The 15,504-nt window shown below is 64.3% G+C and carries 11 protein-coding genes; 7 read left to right on the top strand and 4 right to left on the bottom strand.

Annotated elements, in window-relative coordinates; all coding sequences use genetic code 11:
- The first annotated feature begins 70 nt into the window (after positions 1–70).
- From WM2015_RS05480 to WM2015_RS05455, 6 genes are all read left to right on the top strand, one after another.
- The gene (locus WM2015_RS05480; protein ID WP_049725104.1) at positions 71–1,678 is read left to right on the top strand and encodes a carboxyl transferase domain-containing protein; all 1,608 of its coding nucleotides are present in this window, start codon (positions 71–73) and stop codon (positions 1,676–1,678) included.
- A gap of 195 nt (positions 1,679–1,873) precedes the next feature.
- A complete protein-coding gene (locus tag WM2015_RS05475) occupies positions 1,874–2,659 on the top strand; it encodes an enoyl-CoA hydratase-related protein (protein ID WP_049725103.1) in 786 nt (261 codons plus the stop codon).
- A 200-nt stretch (positions 2,660–2,859) separates the two neighbouring features.
- Entirely contained in the window at positions 2,860–4,830 is a 1,971-nt protein-coding gene (locus tag WM2015_RS05470) for an acetyl/propionyl/methylcrotonyl-CoA carboxylase subunit alpha (protein WP_049725102.1), read from the top strand.
- A gap of 241 nt (positions 4,831–5,071) precedes the next feature.
- A complete protein-coding gene (locus WM2015_RS05465; RefSeq protein WP_049725101.1) occupies positions 5,072–5,782 on the top strand; it encodes a hypothetical protein in 711 nt (236 codons plus the stop codon).
- A 187-nt stretch (positions 5,783–5,969) separates the two neighbouring features.
- Positions 5,970–6,854 carry a hypothetical protein gene (locus WM2015_RS05460; RefSeq protein WP_156200906.1) on the top strand — a complete coding sequence of 295 codons (885 nt, stop codon included), beginning with the start codon at positions 5,970–5,972 and terminating at the stop codon, positions 6,852–6,854.
- 301 nt (positions 6,855–7,155) lie between these two features.
- The gene (locus WM2015_RS05455; protein ID WP_156200904.1) at positions 7,156–8,064 is read left to right on the top strand and encodes a hypothetical protein; all 909 of its coding nucleotides are present in this window, start codon (positions 7,156–7,158) and stop codon (positions 8,062–8,064) included.
- A gap of 648 nt (positions 8,065–8,712) precedes the next feature.
- Here the strand turns inward: WM2015_RS05455 and WM2015_RS05450 are convergent.
- The gene (locus tag WM2015_RS05450; RefSeq protein WP_156200902.1) at positions 8,713–10,809 is read right to left on the bottom strand and encodes a hypothetical protein; all 2,097 of its coding nucleotides are present in this window, start codon (positions 10,807–10,809) and stop codon (positions 8,713–8,715) included.
- Positions 10,793–11,977, bottom strand: coding sequence for a DUF3142 domain-containing protein (locus WM2015_RS05445; RefSeq protein WP_169751104.1), 1,185 nt, complete (start codon positions 11,975–11,977; stop codon positions 10,793–10,795). The genes WM2015_RS05450 and WM2015_RS05445 overlap by 17 nt, the downstream gene beginning before the upstream one ends.
- A gap of 162 nt (positions 11,978–12,139) precedes the next feature.
- Here WM2015_RS05445 and WM2015_RS05440 point away from each other — a divergent pair, with 162 nt between their 5' ends.
- The gene (locus WM2015_RS05440) at positions 12,140–12,892 is read left to right on the top strand and encodes a hypothetical protein (protein WP_049725096.1); all 753 of its coding nucleotides are present in this window, start codon (positions 12,140–12,142) and stop codon (positions 12,890–12,892) included.
- A gap of 12 nt (positions 12,893–12,904) precedes the next feature.
- On the opposite strand, the gene WM2015_RS05435 is transcribed toward WM2015_RS05440, so the two are convergent.
- Together WM2015_RS05435 and WM2015_RS05430 are read right to left on the bottom strand one after the other, a co-directional pair.
- Positions 12,905–14,971, bottom strand: a complete 2,067-nt coding sequence (locus WM2015_RS05435; protein ID WP_169751103.1) for a formylglycine-generating enzyme family protein — start codon at positions 14,969–14,971, stop codon at positions 12,905–12,907.
- Positions 14,972–14,982: 11 nt separating this feature from the next.
- The gene (locus WM2015_RS05430; RefSeq protein WP_049725094.1) at positions 14,983–15,495 is read right to left on the bottom strand and encodes a M48 family metalloprotease; all 513 of its coding nucleotides are present in this window, start codon (positions 15,493–15,495) and stop codon (positions 14,983–14,985) included.
- Positions 15,496–15,504 lie beyond the last annotated feature (9 nt).

Genomic DNA, 15,504 nt, shown 5'->3' with positions numbered 1-15,504 from the left:
GCCCGAGCGGAGCCCGCTGAGGCCGACGCCGACGCGCTACAATGGTGCGCTTTGATCGCCTGGAACGCCCATGCCCCGCCTGGACAGCCACGTCAATCGCAAGGACGCCGATTTTCTCGAGCGCGAGCAGCACCATCGCGGCCTGGCCGAAGAACTGCGCGCGACCCTGGAACAGACCGCCCTGGGCGGCCCGCAGCGCTCGCGCGACAAGCACGAAGCCCGCGGAAAACTGCTGCCGAGGGAGCGCGTTCGCACCCTCCTCGACCCGGGTAGCCCGTTTCTCGAGATCTCGCCCCTGGCCGCCAAGGGACTCTACGACGATGCCGCGCCGGGCGCGGGCGTGGTCGCCGGCATCGGACGCGTCAGCGGCGTGGAATGCGTGGTCGTCGCCAACGACGCCACGGTCAAGGGCGGCACCTATTATCCGATGACGGTCAAGAAGCACCTCCGGGCCCAGGAGATCGCGCTGGAGAACCGGCTGCCATGCCTGTACCTGGTCGATTCCGGCGGCGCCTTCCTGCCCCTGCAGGACGAGGTCTTCCCCGATCGCGATCACTTCGGCCGCATCTTCTACAACCAGGCCCGGCTGTCGGCGAGGAACATCCCGCAGATCGCGGTGGTGATGGGCTCCTGCACCGCCGGCGGCGCCTACGTGCCGGCGATGTGCGACGAGGCGATCATCGTGCGCGAGCAGGGCACGATCTTTCTCGGTGGCCCGCCCCTGGTCAAGGCCGCCACCGGCGAAGAAGTCGACGCCGAGACCCTCGGCGGGGCCGACACGCACACGCGCCTGTCGGGCGTGGCCGATCACTTCGCCGAGAACGACACCCATGCGCTGGCCATCGCCCGCGAGCTGGTGGCGCATCTGAACCGCCCGCCGGCGCCACGCTCGGTGCTGGCCGACTACGCCGAACCGGCCTACCCGGCCGAGGACCTCTACGGCATCCTGCCCACGGACACGCGCTACCCCTTCGAAGTGCGCGAGATCATCGCCCGCATCGTCGATGGCTCGGAGTTCTCCGAGTTCAAGGCGCGCTACGGCACGACGCTCGTCTGCGGCTTCGCCCACATCCATGGTTTTCCGGTCGGGATCGTGGCCAACAACGGCATCCTGTTCTCCGAGTCGGCCTCGAAGGGCGCGCACTTCATCCAGCTCTGCAACCAGCGCAACATCCCGCTGGTCTTCCTGCAGAACATCACCGGCTTCATGGTCGGCCGCAAGTACGAGCAGGCCGGCATCGCCAAGGACGGCGCCAAGATGGTCACCGCCGTGGCCTGCTCTCATGTACCGAAATTCACCGTGATCATCGGCGGCTCCTTCGGCGCCGGAAACTACGCCATGTGCGGGCGCGCCTACCAACCCAGGTTCCTGTGGACCTGGCCGAACGCGCGCATCTCGGTAATGGGCGGCGAACAGGCCGCCAGCGTGCTGGCCACGGTCAAGCGCGACGCCATGGAAGCGCGCGGCGAAGACTGGCCCAGGGACGAGGAAGAGGCCTTCAAGGCCCCGATCCGCGACCAGTACGAGACCCAGGGCCACCCCTACTACGCCACGGCAAGGCTCTGGGACGACGGCATCATCGACCCCGTCGACACCCGCCGAGTGCTTGGCCTCGCCCTGGCTGCCGCCGCCAACGCCCCGATCGAACGCGACGGCTACGGCGTCTTCCGCATGTAGGCGCATTATTCGTCGACCGCAGATTACGCAGATTTGCACAGATGAAAGGAAAAGGTCTTTGGGCTGGAAGGCGACTTCATATGCGTTCGCACTGCCGCGGTTGACCGCAGCCATGACCATCGAGTTTTTGCCTCTTCAATCTGTGTCAATCTGCGAAATCCGCGGTTCCAGACACCGAATCGATACGAGAAGAACATGAGTGATCTACTGACACTGAACAAGGACGAGCGTGGTGTGGCCACGCTGACGTTGAATCGGCCCGAGGTACACAACGCCTTCAATGCCGAGCTGATCGCCGAGTTGAGCGCGGCCTTCGATCAGTTGCTCGAACGCGAGGCGCGAGCCCTGGTGCTGACCGGTGCCGGGCACAGCTTTTCGGCAGGCGCCGATCTGAACTGGATGCGTGCCATGGCCGAGGGCAGCGAAGCCGACAACCGGGCCGACGCCCGCGCCCTGGCCGCCATGCTGCGCAAGCTCGACCGCCTGCCCTGCCCGACGATCGCGCGCGTCAACGGCGCGGCCTTCGGGGGTGGGGTTGGCCTGATTTCCTGCTGCGACCTGGCCGTGGGCGTGGACAGCGCGCGCTTCGGCCTGACCGAAGTGCGACTGGGACTGGCGCCGGCGACGATCGCGCCCTTCGTGATGAACAAGATCGGCCGCGGTGCCGCGCGTCGCTACATGCTGACCGGCGAGCGCTTCGGCGCCGACACCGCACTTTCCATCGGCCTGCTCGCCGAGTGCACGGACATCGACGGTCTGGACCGCGCCGTGGACCGCCTCCTCGAGCAACTGCTCGCCGGCGGCCCACACGCCCAGGGCCACGTCAAGGAACTGATCCGCCTGGTCGCCAACCACCAGGGCCCGGCCGACGAACTCGACCTGCAGACCTCCGAACTGATCGCCGCCCTGCGCGTTTCCAGGGAAGGCCAGGAAGGCCTCAGCGCCTTCCTCGAAAAGCGCAAGCCCGGTTGGACGTCGTGAGAATTCGGTCTGGACGAGTTTATGGAACCGCGGATTGCGCAGATTCACGCAGATCGAAAGTGAAGGCATTTGCCATGCATGCGGTTCAGATCGTTTTGAAGCACGGGTCCCATTCCGACGCCAGTCCTGCAATTTCTTGCGCCTGTTAATCTGCGCCCATCTGCGAAATCTGCGGTTAAACCAACTCCGGTCAAAGTGACATGTTCAAAACGATTCTGATTGCCAATCGCGGTGAGATCGCCTGCCGCATCATTCGCACCTGCCGCCGGCTGGGGATTCGCTCGGTAGCGGTGTACTCCGATGCCGACGCGGGCGCTCGCCATGTGCGCATGGCCGATGAAGCCGTGCACGTCGGGGCCGCCGCCGCCCGCGAGTCCTATCTGGTGATGGAGAGGATTCTCGATGCGGCCCGCCAGACCGGCGCCGAGGCCATCCACCCCGGCTATGGCTTCCTGTCCGAGAACGCCGATTTCGCCCGCCAGGTGCGCGAGGCCGGTCTGACCCTGATCGGCCCCAGCCCGGAGACCATGATCCTGATGGGATCCAAGGCGGCGGCCAAGGCGAAGATGGAGCCGGCCGGCGTGCCGCTGATCCCCGGCTATCACGGGGACGATCAGAGCGATGTCACCCTGATGGCCGAGGCCGAACGCGTCGGCTTTCCGCTGATGCTCAAGGCCGCGGCCGGCGGCGGCGGCAAGGGCATGCGGGTGGTGCGATCCGCCGAGGATTTCGCCGAAGCGCTCGCCGCAGCACGTCGCGAAGCCAGCGGCGCCTTCGGCGACGAGCGCATGATCCTGGAGCGCTACCTGGAGCGCCCGCGCCACATCGAAGCGCAGATCTTCGCCGACACGAAGGGCAACACGGTGCACCTGTTCGAGCGCGACTGCTCGAGCCAGCGCCGGCACCAGAAGATCATCGAAGAGGCACCGGCGGCCGGCCTGTCCGAGACCCTGCGGGCCGAACTGCTGGCGGCTGCCGTGCGCGCCGCCGAGGCCGTCGATTACGTCGGCGCCGGCACCGTCGAATTCCTGGTGGATGGGAACGAGTTCTTCTTCCTGGAAATGAACACCCGCCTGCAGGTCGAGCATCCGGTGACCGAGTGCATCACGGACCAAGACCTGGTCGAGTGGCAGCTGCGCGTGGCCGCCGGCGAGCCCCTGCCCCTGCGCCAGGACGAGCTCCGCATCCAGGGCCACGCCATGGAGGCGCGTCTCTACGCCGAGGACCCGGACCAGGGCTTCGTGCCCTCCACCGGACGCATCCGACGCCTGCACTTCCCGACCGGGGACTCGGTGCGCGTCGACACCGGGGTCGAGCAAGGTGACGAAGTCAGCATGCACTACGACCCGATGATCGCCAAACTCATCGTCCACGGACCCGATCGCGAAGCCGCTCGCCAGCGCCTGCTTGGCGCCCTGGCCAACACCTTCGTCGCCGGTCCCACGACCAACCTCGGCTTCCTGCAGGCCCTGGCCGCCTCGAAGGCCTTTGCCGAAGCGAGCATCGACACGGGTCAGCTCGACCGCGACCTCCCGTCCATCATCCCGGCCACCGACGTCAGCGACCAGCATCTCGCGCTGGCCGCCGCCCTCTGGGCCCTGGATGCCGACGAAAGGACAAGCCAGGGCAGCCCCTGGGACCGCCCCGACGGCTGGCGCCTGGGTGAGCCTGGCGCGCGCAGCTTCGATCTGGAGGTCGGACCCCGTCGCGAGATCGTGCAGCTGACCGGCTTCGGCGGCGACTACCGCGCGAACGTCGGCGATCAGGTGATCAACATCCAGCTGCGAGCCCTCGGCGAGGGCCAGTTCCAGGCCGGCTTCGAGGATCGCCGCGAGCGCCTGACGGCCTTCGGCGACGGCGCGCAGCGCCTGGACTTCAGCCTCCGTGGCCAGCGCTTCCGCATCACCCGCCACGAACGCTTCGAAGCCACCGGCGAGTCCCAGGCCGGCGAAGGCCGCCTGACCGCCCCCATGCCCGGCAAGATTCTGGAAGTCCGAGCCCAGGCCGGCGCGACGGTCACGGAAGGCGAAACCCTGCTGATCATGGAAGCCATGAAGATGGAACTGACCATCAAGGCGCCCTTCGATGGGGAAGTCGCAGAGATCGCCGTGGCTGCCGACGACGTCGTCGAAGCCGACGCCCTGCTCCTGGAGATGAGCGCTGGAGATTGAAACGCGGCTTTCGAGATCAGACAGCAATACGGCGAGCGGCCATCATCGGGTCAAAATCGTTTCAACCACGGAGGCACGAAGAGCACGAAGAAGAGAGAAAAGCCCCTTTTGTTTTTCTTCGTGTCCTTCGTGCCTCCGTGGTTATGCCTTCCGTCAGCCGATTGGCCGCTCAATCAATTTTGTGATGATGTTCGCATTCGGTCATAATGCGCGCTGATTTCAATACCCTGAGGGACCAGTCATGACTCGATTCAGTGGGGCCTTGGCCTCGATCCTTGTTCTCGCCGCCTCGCTGTTCAGCAGCATGGCCAACGCCCAGACGCCGGCGCGATTCGACTTCGTCTTCGAAGATCCGGCCAGCTCGGCGGTGACCACCGGCTACGTCGTTTTCGACCTCGACCTGCTGCCCAACCCGGGCTTCGCCGGATTCCTGGAGTTGCCGGATCCGCTGGTCATCGATATCCAGGCCACGGTCTCGGGCGCCGCCGTGGGCAACGGCACCTACGTGCTCGAGGACTTCACCCAGATCGTCTGGGACACGGGCGACGGCACCCTGGACCTCAGCGTCGGCACGCAGGTCGTCGGCCAGCCGCTTTCCGGCGGCGTGGCCTGGGGCGATATCCCCTGCATCCAGGATCAGGGACCGATGGGCATCGGTGGCGGCTGTGGCGATTTCAACCTGTTCACCAACCCGCTCATCGTCGGTCCCCAGGCCGCAAGCGGCTACGACACCCAGGGTGTGATCAACACCGGTCCGCAGGGCGTCGAGCCCTTCACCCTGGCCGCGAACGGTGGCGCCGGCGAGCCCATGGTCCTCACCAGCTTCATCCGCGGCTCCATGGGCCCGACCGCCCCCAGCTTCGCCGTCCCGACCCTGTCGACCGGCTCGATCGCCCTATTCACCCTGTTGATGCTGATGGCCGGCTGGCTGGCCGTGCGCCTGCGCGGCTGAACCGAGCCCGAAAGGCACTGAGCTTGCAGAGGGCCGCTCCGCTGGAGCGGCCCTTTTTCATGTCCGAGGAAACGAATCACTCGGGAGAATCCGGGCCATTGAATCCATCGGCATGGCTGAGCATGGTTTGCCCAATCTGACTGGCTTTTGCTATACGTAGGCTGTTGGCAACGCGCAGGAATCAAGCATGCGAGTACTGACCGGTATTCTCGTGGTCGCCCTTCTGGCATTCGTGGGGCTTCGCTTGGCAGACGAAGGGTCGTCCTCCGACTTCGCTCCTGAGGTGCGTGTCACCGACCCCATGGCCAACCAGCAACCAAACTCGGACGGAGCCACACACCAAGCTAGCAAAACCCGCACCAGCCAGCACAGAGCCCAAGCGGTTTCCCGGCCTCCCTTGCCGTCGGACAGGCTCCCGGTCTCCATCGCTGCCGATCGACAAGCGTGGTGGCAGGGCATCGAGCAGCAACAGTATCGTGGCGCCTGCTCGGAAGCCGTCCAAATCATCGACCGCATTGCGCGCCGACGCCAGGACGATCCCGAGTTTGCCGCCGATCTTCGTGAAGTCACGATCCGAAACCTTTGTAACAACCAGCCTCCCGGCGCAAGCGATCCAAGCGAGTTTTTCCTGAGCGAACTGGCAGAGGCAAAGGAGGCCTTGCTCGGCGCCGCAACCACGATGGAAGAGCGCGAGGCACTCTTGAGAAGCTGGCTGCAATCCCCCTATGACGTCAGCGAGTTCTTTGCGGCACTCTGGGCGGGAAACCGTTACGACGCGCTTGTCGAACCCATCCAGCAGGAATTCGATGCGGTCGATCGCGGCGTGGCCTTCGAATACAACGCGGCAGATGTGGCCCGGCTCGCGGTACTTACCCTGGAATGCCGCTATGGTGCCCCCTGCGGGCCCGATGAGTTCTTTTCCGTCATGACCTGTCTCGCCCATGGTGAATGCTGGGAGGGCGGCGACTTCTTCGCCTATCGGAGCTATTTCTTCTCGCCCCAGATGCTCAACCTGACCGATCTTCTGGTGGCACACTGGGAACAGATTCTGTTCGAGCAATTCGGCGGCTGATTTGCTCATGCCATGCTCAGCCCGGCCGACCCGATCGCGGCTTGCTCAGTGCAGTGGCAAATAAGAAGTGCACGCCACAACCGACCACGGGGAGACATAGCCAATGCGGCTTGGAAAGTACACGGTCGATGAAATGGTCCATCACACTGGCCGCTGGTCCTGGGTCAGGCTGAGCAAGGGCGGCCAACGATACTTCGGTCGCCTGTCCGACCCGCTTGGTCTGCCTCGAGCGATGCTGGGTCAGGAGCTCTTCAACGAAATCCGCAGAACCGAGCGCCGTCCCGGCTTGCTCGCCGAATTGATGCCGACCGGCGGCTTGTTCGAACCGGCAAGACAGCAGATCCTGCTGACCTACGAAAGCGATTTCCAACCACTGGTGCATCTTCCCCCGCGAGACCAACGGATGGTCCAGCTTCGCTCGCTGCTCGTCCACGAGCAACTGGCGGGCACCTCCACCGCCGCCACGGATATCTGGATCGACCCCCAGGGCCGCGCCTGGCTGGACCCGACCGAACCCACGCGAACCACCGCCCGCAGCCTCGACAACCCTGACTGGGCTAGCTCGCCGCCCTTGCTGGCCTACACGAAGGCACTTCAGAACCTCAACGCATTGGTGCAGTTCGACGACGAGGCCGATCCGCTGGCGCGACTGAATTCAGACGAACCCCTGAACTTCTCGCAGCGGGCCTTGCTGGCACTCTATGATCGCGCTGTCGGCACCCAGGCAGGCCTGAAAGGATTCCTCGACGATCCCCAAGCCTTTCTCGAGTCCTATGGCGGACGATGCAACTTTGCCGGCACCGGTCCGGCGAGCATGATCACCTACGACCCCAGCCAGTCGACGCCATCCGAAGGCGACTGCGACCACGAATGGTTCAACGGCCTGTTCTGGGAGCCGTGCCGCGTCTACCGGGCCGACGCCAAGGATCCGAAACAAGAGGACTTCTTTCTGATCGAAACCAATTTCGGCCTGTGCTTCGAAGGCAAATGGCTGAAGGAAGATCAGCTCCGGGCTCGAAGCGTTGCATCGGCGCAAGCAGACATCACGGCGGTCAGCGGATCCGGAGAATCGCTAGAGGAAGGCGCTCTTTTCACGCTTTGCTCGGCGCCACAGATTCTGGCCCGAGTACTGGAGGCGCGCTGTGATGGATCCGTAGCGCTTGAATTCAAGCAAGCGCGGCTGAGCAGAACGCTAGTTAACAGAATTTGACTGAAAGCAGCGAACCACTGCAGCCGCGCCGGGACCGAGGCCGGCCATGCACTACCGAAGCACTTCCATCTTCGGCCTGCCCGCTACTGACTCGCGGTACAACGCCCGCAATAGCAGCCCCGCCCGACACTGCAGCACTTTCGGGTCCCCGCCGGGCAGTTCAATGGCGCGCCTCCTGAGCTGGAGCTCTGATTGCCGGAGCCATAGGCTGATTGATAGTAGGCCGCGGAGGAACCGTCATCACTGGTCACTCCGTCGAAACCGCCATCATCCATTACGCAATCCACCCCGGCATAGCATTCACCCACTTCGGCGATGAAGTTCAAGGTCGCGCCCACGGCCGCACAGCCGGAAAGCGCAACCAGACAGATCGCTACCACCAATGCTCTGGTCAGGTCTTTCAGTCCAAACATCGTCATTCCCCTTCCGCTCCTTCGATTCCAACATGCTTCGAGATACGCAGCCCGAGCCAGGCACAAGCGAGCCATCGAGCCTTTGGGGCCGACGGAGCCTCACTCGCACGCCTGATCGGCGGTCGAGAAGCAATCCTGACCCGGCAAGGGAACCATCACCACCCCCAATTGGGTGAGCCGGCTGAGTTTCACCAATGAAGCGACCAGTCATTGCCAGGGGTGAAAATCGGATTGATCAACCCCAATCAGGCTCGGGGCAGTCCTGGCCGAACCGGTCCTGCCATTCGACCGGCTGTCCCTCTTCGCGATAGCGGCGGTAGTAGCGGAGCGCGACCTCGGAATTTCGGAGCAGCAACCAGCGCGTGGCGTGGCAGAGCACGGCCGCGAAGGTTTCCGATTCCGGAGGGAGATGGTCGGCCGCCTGATCGGCCAGTTCCGAGGCGGCGTATCGATAGCTGTAGCGCTCGCCCATGCGGATGCGACCGCTTTCCACGCCCTCGATCTCGCGTTGTGCCATCCAGGCGCGCTGGGCCGGATCTTCGAAGGTGGACAGCACTTCGGCGACACCGGTGTCGAGACGGAAGTTGGCCCCATAGGCCGCATAATCCGGCTCGGTCTCCCAACCCAGCAGGCGCAGACCGTACAAGCGGGTCATGCGAGCGGCCTCGAACAGGCGCTGTGCACGCTGGAGCTCGCTCTCCCCCGACACGGGTGTCATCAGCTCGGCGTAGCGCTGGGCGTGCTCACGCGAAACGGCCCACGGAAAATATCCGATCGCCTCCTCGTAGCGCCCTTCGCGCATCAAGCGTCGGGCCAGCAGATAGTGCGCGGCGGTGTGGACATCGCGTGCCGGTGTGCCGTAGAAGGGCCAGTCGGGGTCGAACTCCGCTTCGGGGTCTGCTTCATCGAAATCGACGCTCGGTGCCGGCATCCTGTCCACGGCCGCCTGAAGCTCATCGAGGGTCAGCACATACTCCGCCAGGTAGGCCGCGTCCAGCCAGTTGCGCGGGCCTGCCGCGACCATCAGCTCGAAGCCGCTGGTCAGTTCGTCGCGACTGAGGGCCAGCAAACCGGCCTCGGCGGCAATCAGACAGGACGGATCTGCGTGCCGTTGGTGGAAACTGTTTCGATCCCACTGGACGCCCTCGAAGCCACGCATGGCGAGCTGGAAATACTCGGCCGCCTGCTCGGGGCGATCGGCGCGCAAAGACAGTTTGGCACGAACCCAGTCGGCCAGCGGGCCATCGGCGCCGGCCACCGCCCGCTCGGCCCAGTCGTAATGCCCCTGCCGGTACAGCAGGGCGGCCAGGCGATCGGTGGCGGGCCATTGCTCGGCCGGCAGCGCCTCGACACGGTCCAGGATGCGCGCCAGCACATCGACCGTTTGCAGACTGCCCGGGCCCGGCCGCCCCATACCGAAATCGCTGTAGGCACGCCAGGTCTCGGAGGAGTTCGGCCCCACCCGCGATGGGAAATGCGTGTAGGCGAACAACACCATCAGATCCAGGCCGACGTCAGTTGCCAATGCCTCATCGAGCCGATCCGGGCCGATGCGTATCCAACGCGCCAGAAAAAGCAAGGACGTACGACCCGCGTGGCTCCCCAGCGCCGCCTGCTGAGCGTAGAGCAGGATCTGTTCCTGAAGCTGGCCAAGCTCGTCGTGGACGCCCGCCTGCTCGCCCAGGCTACCGACACTCAGACCCAGGGGATCGATTTCACCGGCGCGGACACGATCCCGGACGCGCTCGAAGCCGGCCACGGCAGCTTCTGCCAGAGCCTGACGCTCGGCCAAGGCCGCTTCATCATCGAAATCCCAGCGCTCCGCAGGCCAGATCAGCAGCTGTTTGTTGACGCGCGCGAGCATGTATTCGCCCATCAGGGGCCAGGGGTCGTTCGATGCGGGTGACTGTTCCGCCGCCCGGGTGAACCAGTGCTTGGCCGCAGGAAGATCGTCGGCATACCAGGCGACTGCGCCAGCCGTGTAGGCTCGAATTGCTTCGGGTAGAGCATCACCCTGCGCATAGGCTTGTTCAGCGGACTCGAGCTCGCGCAGACGAGTCACCAGGACCCGCTGTTCAGCCGATAGCCAGCGCCGATCGAGTGCTTCCCGTTCGATCGTCTCCGCCTCCCTGGGCAAGCCTTCGGGCGGCGGCACCAGCAACGGTGCTTCAGCGGCGAAGCTGCCATCCTCGAGAGAGAGCAAGGCTCGCTCGCGGTCCTGCAGCAGGCCCGATCCGTAGTAGGGCCCGCAGGCCAGGCCCACGGAAGCCGTGACCAGCCAGCAGACCACTGCGATTGCGACTTGAACGGTCCATTCAGTCTTCTTGTTCATCCAACGCCTCCCATCCTTCTGTACAGCGGACCCAGCCCGCACCGATTTGCTCGCCGACCCGCAACAGCCCCGGCTGGTCATGCGCCAGGCGGCCCGAGCGGGCATCCATCTCGAAACCGTTTGCACCCTGTCCGGCGCCACATCCGGCAGGCAAGGTGGCTTCATGGGGCCAGGCCCCATCGTGTGGCCCATGGTTGATCCAGGCCAGATCATAGGTTCGGCCACCCTCACGAACCGGGCGGGCGATCAAATCCATCTCGACCACGACTTCCTGCCCTTCGATCAGGGCATTCAGGGTCTCGATGCCGAGATTGGCCCGGTCTCGCTCGCTGGGCAACCTGAACCAGGCCAGGCCACGCAGATTCGGAAGTGATTCCTGCCGCAACTCGGATATCCAGCGCCCCAGAGCCTGAGGCGGCATGAACAGCCAACGCTCGTTGGCGGCGCGAGCGGGGACGGCCGCTTCGGCCTCCAGAAAGCGCAGGCTGCCATCCGATTCCAGACCGGCTCGCAGCTGATAGGTGGGTAGCGCCACGAAAAACGGCGTCTCGAAGCGCATGGAGAACGCCCGAACCCAGTCGCGCGCCACCGCCTGATCCATCAGTCCATCGTGACTGGCATCGACGGCATGGACCTGAAGCGTGTAGACGTCGACCGCACCGAGCAACCGCTCGATGTCCGGCGAATGGCGCCAGTCCGGCAATGCCGTGATCCATAGATCCAGATCCACCGGGAGCCGACGGCGCAGCTCGGCAAGCCAGTCCGCGTAATCACCGACCGCCGCAGTCGCCGTGTCATGGTCGATTTCCAGCGCCGATACCCGGACACCCGCCCGGCGCAGAACCGCGACGATTTCAACCGCAGAATCGAGAGCCTGCTGCGGACTGACGGGCAGACGGGTCCCGTCAAGCCTGAGCACCGGGACCATGTCGCGACCGGACAAGGTCGCCATCACCCCCGCCAGATCGAGATGGAAGTCGGGCTGCCCTGCCCCCCACTGCGCGACCAGCACGCGATGGCGCCCGATCTCCCGACTGAGGCCGCCGATCGACTGCGCAATCGATTCGCTCCAGTTGCGCTGCCAGATGTAAACATCCTGCTGCCAGTCGATCGGCCGGGGTTGGCAGCCTCCAAGCACGAGAAACAGCAACAGAGACGCCAGCCGCAAGTTCGATCGTGCAGGAGCGAAGGCGCTCGAATTCGGCCGGCTCCGATTCTGTGTCATCATTTCCTCCGCGTTGCCGCGATTCCCCGGATTATTCATGACCTGACTGGCTGCGACGCCCCCAGGCCATGAACAATCCGGAGTAGCCACAGGACGACTTGCCCAATGATTCGATTTCAAACCGCCCTGCCAATCATTGCCCTGCTGTTCCTGTCTGCCTGCAATCGCTCAAGCCCGCTCGACATGGCATGGGTCGATTGCAGCGCTCCCGACCCGCTGGGTTTCACATCAGCCTGCATCCGAAGCGCGGAAGAAGCCGACTGCGACGCGTTACTGCATGGCAGGCGCGAGGTCATTCTGCAGACCTACCGAGCGCCGACTGCGGCCCTGGCCCTTCCCGCTTCCTGCTGGTCCGAACCCGGTGATCGCCTGACGGATCTGGTCGCCCAATCCCTCGAGCGAGAGGCCATCTCCCCCGAGGCCTGGTTGACCCTGGCCCGGAACAGCGGCGATGACCGCATCGCCCTGTCAATCCTGTCCGAACTGCTCATGGCCGGTCACAACTCCGCTGTTGAACTCTTCATTCAGCGCCACAAGGCCTCACTAGGAACCCTCGATGACCAGGCCAAGAGCCTGCTCGCCTGGTCAGCGCAGCCGGCGGCCATCGTGGCCCTGATCGACGCCATTCAGCGCAGTGGCTATCCCGAGCGCCGCTTTGCGATGCAGGACCTGGCCCAGAAGGACAACGAGATCTGGCAGCCCTTTCTCTGCGACTACTACCGCCAGACTCGATCACCACTGCGGTCCTTGTTCGGCTGGGGCGCACCGGAGGAGCTAGGCCTCGGCGATCGCCTGGCCGAGCTGCGCCGAGTGCGCATCGACGCCAGCGCCAGTCCACACTGTTCGATCTGGTTCTAGTGCGCACAGCTACTAGCGAGCGCACGCTTCTGCCCGAGCAGCCAGCAAGGCCGGCGGCGCTGCTTCGGGATACGCACGGCCAAATCGCTCCATAAGTACGTCAATATCTTCGCAGGCAGACGCCGCCAGCACGGACTGCAGGCCGCTCGATTCCGGGTCGTCCTGCACGACCGCTGACAGCACACCCCAAAAGCCCTGCGGCCGGATCACCAGTGCCAGGGTCTCCGCCTCCATGACTTCCGCCAGCACGCGGTCGAGCCGATCGGCGGAAGGCCCTCGCAGGAGACCGATCAACAATCCCATTCGTTGCACGCCCGTTGCCGACGATGCCGCCATGCGCTCCATCGCCAACTCCAGATCGTCCATCGGTAGCTGCTCCAGGATCATCGCGATCAAGGCCAGATTGGGCCCACCCGAGTCGAGCTGGCGCAAGGCGGTCTCACTCCACAATTCCGGCCCAGTCAGCGCCGCAGGGAGGGCCTGGACGATCCATTCCGACAGATTGTCGAGGAAATGCTGCCGCCAGTTCTCGGGGACGGATACGGACTCCTCCAGCGCGGAACGATAGACGCGCAGGTAGCCCTCCTCCGTTAGGGACTCGGGAGATACAAGGGCGGGCAATCCAGCCCGATTCTCGCGATCCAGGCGCGCAATGAAGGCATCCAGGAACTCGCTTGACTGCCGATCCAGCCATCCTTCCAGCGCAGCAAGGTCGACTTCCAGCTCCGCCTCATCTGGATCGCGCTCGACCACCACTCGAGGCGCTTCCTTGATCAAATCCGAACTCGCCCGAAACCAGACCGCCCCTCGGGTCCGGCGCGCGAAATTCTGCAGATACGCGAGCGCAAGGGTGGGATCGGACGGCGCCAGACCGGCCAGCGTGGGAAAGTCCGCCGGGTCAAGGTCAGGCAGCTGGAAGATTTCAGGAATCACCAGCTCCCAGAGCGCTGCCGAATCGACCGCCCGAACCCGGGTCATCGTTTCGACCACCGTATGCGCCTGCCATGGGGAAAACACCAGCGCGATGAGCGCCGGCCCCATCGGCGATTCGGACAATACCGCTCGAACGGCTGCCGCATTGTCATCGTCCAATCGGGCACGGAGCAAATCCCGCTGTACACAGTCCTCCTCGACGAGCGCCGAGGGCAGCAGGGCAACGAACTCCGACCCGAGGGGGAAGTAAATTCGGAGGGTGGAAGCGTTCAGGTCTTCCGGCAGCGGGCAGCGCTCCCACAATCCCAGGCTCCTGGCAATGCGGAAGCCCGTGTAGTTATCGCGTTGCTGCCGCCGGAGCCTCGAACGGTGGGCACTGCGCAGTTCGTCTCCTGTATACACCCAGGCACCACCGCGGACGACGCCCTGGCTGCAATCCCCGGACATCCAGGGCTCACCACTGACCGACGCACCCTCGTAGCGCTCGTTCCAGCAGTCAGCCACCCACTCTCGCACGTTGCCGTGCATATCGAACAGGCCAAAGGCATTGGGCTCGAAGCTGCCCACAGGCAGGGTCTGCCTCCGGTATTCGCCAGCGGCACAGCCTTCAGCTGGCTGGCTGGCCTTGAAATTGGCCTGCCCCGAATCGATGCAGTCACCCGTATTGAATCGCCCAGTGGTGCCTGCTCGGGCCGCGTATTCCCACTCCGCCTCACTCGGCAGACGATAGGAATCGCCGGTGAACTCGCTAAACCAATCGATGTACTCCTGCACATCCGCCCGATGGACATCAATCACCGGCCGATCGCCCTGCCCCCATCCTCGATCCCCCGGCCGATGCGAACAACCGCCGCGCTCGACACAGAAATTCCATTGGTCGAAGGTGATCTCAGTCCGGGAAATCTCGAACGTGCGGACCGAGACCGGATGTTGCGGACCCTCGTTCTCGAAGCTTTGGGGCTCGTCGTTTGGGCTGCCCATCAGAAAGTCACCGCCTTCGATACGAACCATCGTTGGGCAGCGATCGCACAGAGGTTGAATCGCAGGCAACGACTCCGGGGCACCGGATTCAGAACCCCAGGCAATTCCAATCGCTGGCATCGACAAGAGCACCCCGAAAGCGAGCGACCCGCCCAGCGCAATCAAGTTCTTCATTCTCACATTCCACCTGCGCACTGGTTGATGGTAGAGAGGCGTTCGTTGCAGGTCGGATAGCCTGGTGGGCCGGAACTGAAGGTCCCACAAGACCCCACCATCTGGCGGAACGCGATCAGAGCGCTGCGATCGCGCCGCTGGGCCAGGATACTCGCCGCAAAGCAATCGGCTTCGAGTTCCTTCTGACGAATCTGGCCATAAAAGCCGGAATTGAGTCCATGCCTACGGGCCACGTGTCCGCATTCATGCGCCAGAACCGCACGCTCAACGGGCGATCCAGCGCCCAGCGAATGCGCCACCGTAATGAACACGGGCCCGTTGCCGCCCACGAAGTTGATTCCGCCTCGGCGTGGCTCGTTCCAGACCCGATACGTTGGCGCTCCACAATAGGGGTTCGAGATTGCCTGGGCTCCCGGCGGAACCGCAAAGTACTGGGCTCCGACAGAGGGACTCAAGCCGCAAAGAAAGAACATCGTGAGAAAAGCGACCGGAACAATCGTCTTGAAATGGTTCATTTTCAATCT

This window comes from Wenzhouxiangella marina (genome assembly GCF_001187785.1).
Classification (GTDB): domain Bacteria; phylum Pseudomonadota; class Gammaproteobacteria; order Xanthomonadales; family Wenzhouxiangellaceae; genus Wenzhouxiangella; species Wenzhouxiangella marina.
The sequence above is the reverse complement of the archived record's forward strand: the minus strand, read 5'-3'. Positions and strand labels throughout refer to the sequence as shown.

Coding starts and splice junctions, on each gene's coding strand:
- WM2015_RS05470 (WP_049725102.1), top strand. CDS start 2,860: ATGTTCAAAACGATTCTGATTGCCAATCGCGGTGAGATCGCCTGCCGC.
- WM2015_RS05460 (WP_156200906.1), top strand. CDS start 5,970: ATGCGAGTACTGACCGGTATTCTCGTGGTCGCCCTTCTGGCATTCGTG.
- WM2015_RS05430 (WP_049725094.1), bottom strand. CDS start 15,495: ATGAACCATTTCAAGACGATTGTTCCGGTCGCTTTTCTCACGATGTTC.
- WM2015_RS05480 (WP_049725104.1), top strand. CDS start 71: ATGCCCCGCCTGGACAGCCACGTCAATCGCAAGGACGCCGATTTTCTC.
- WM2015_RS05450 (WP_156200902.1), bottom strand. CDS start 10,809: ATGAACAAGAAGACTGAATGGACCGTTCAAGTCGCAATCGCAGTGGTC.
- WM2015_RS05455 (WP_156200904.1), top strand. CDS start 7,156: ATGCCGACCGGCGGCTTGTTCGAACCGGCAAGACAGCAGATCCTGCTG.
- WM2015_RS05440 (WP_049725096.1), top strand. CDS start 12,140: ATGATTCGATTTCAAACCGCCCTGCCAATCATTGCCCTGCTGTTCCTG.
- WM2015_RS05465 (WP_049725101.1), top strand. CDS start 5,072: ATGACTCGATTCAGTGGGGCCTTGGCCTCGATCCTTGTTCTCGCCGCC.
- WM2015_RS05475 (WP_049725103.1), top strand. CDS start 1,874: ATGAGTGATCTACTGACACTGAACAAGGACGAGCGTGGTGTGGCCACG.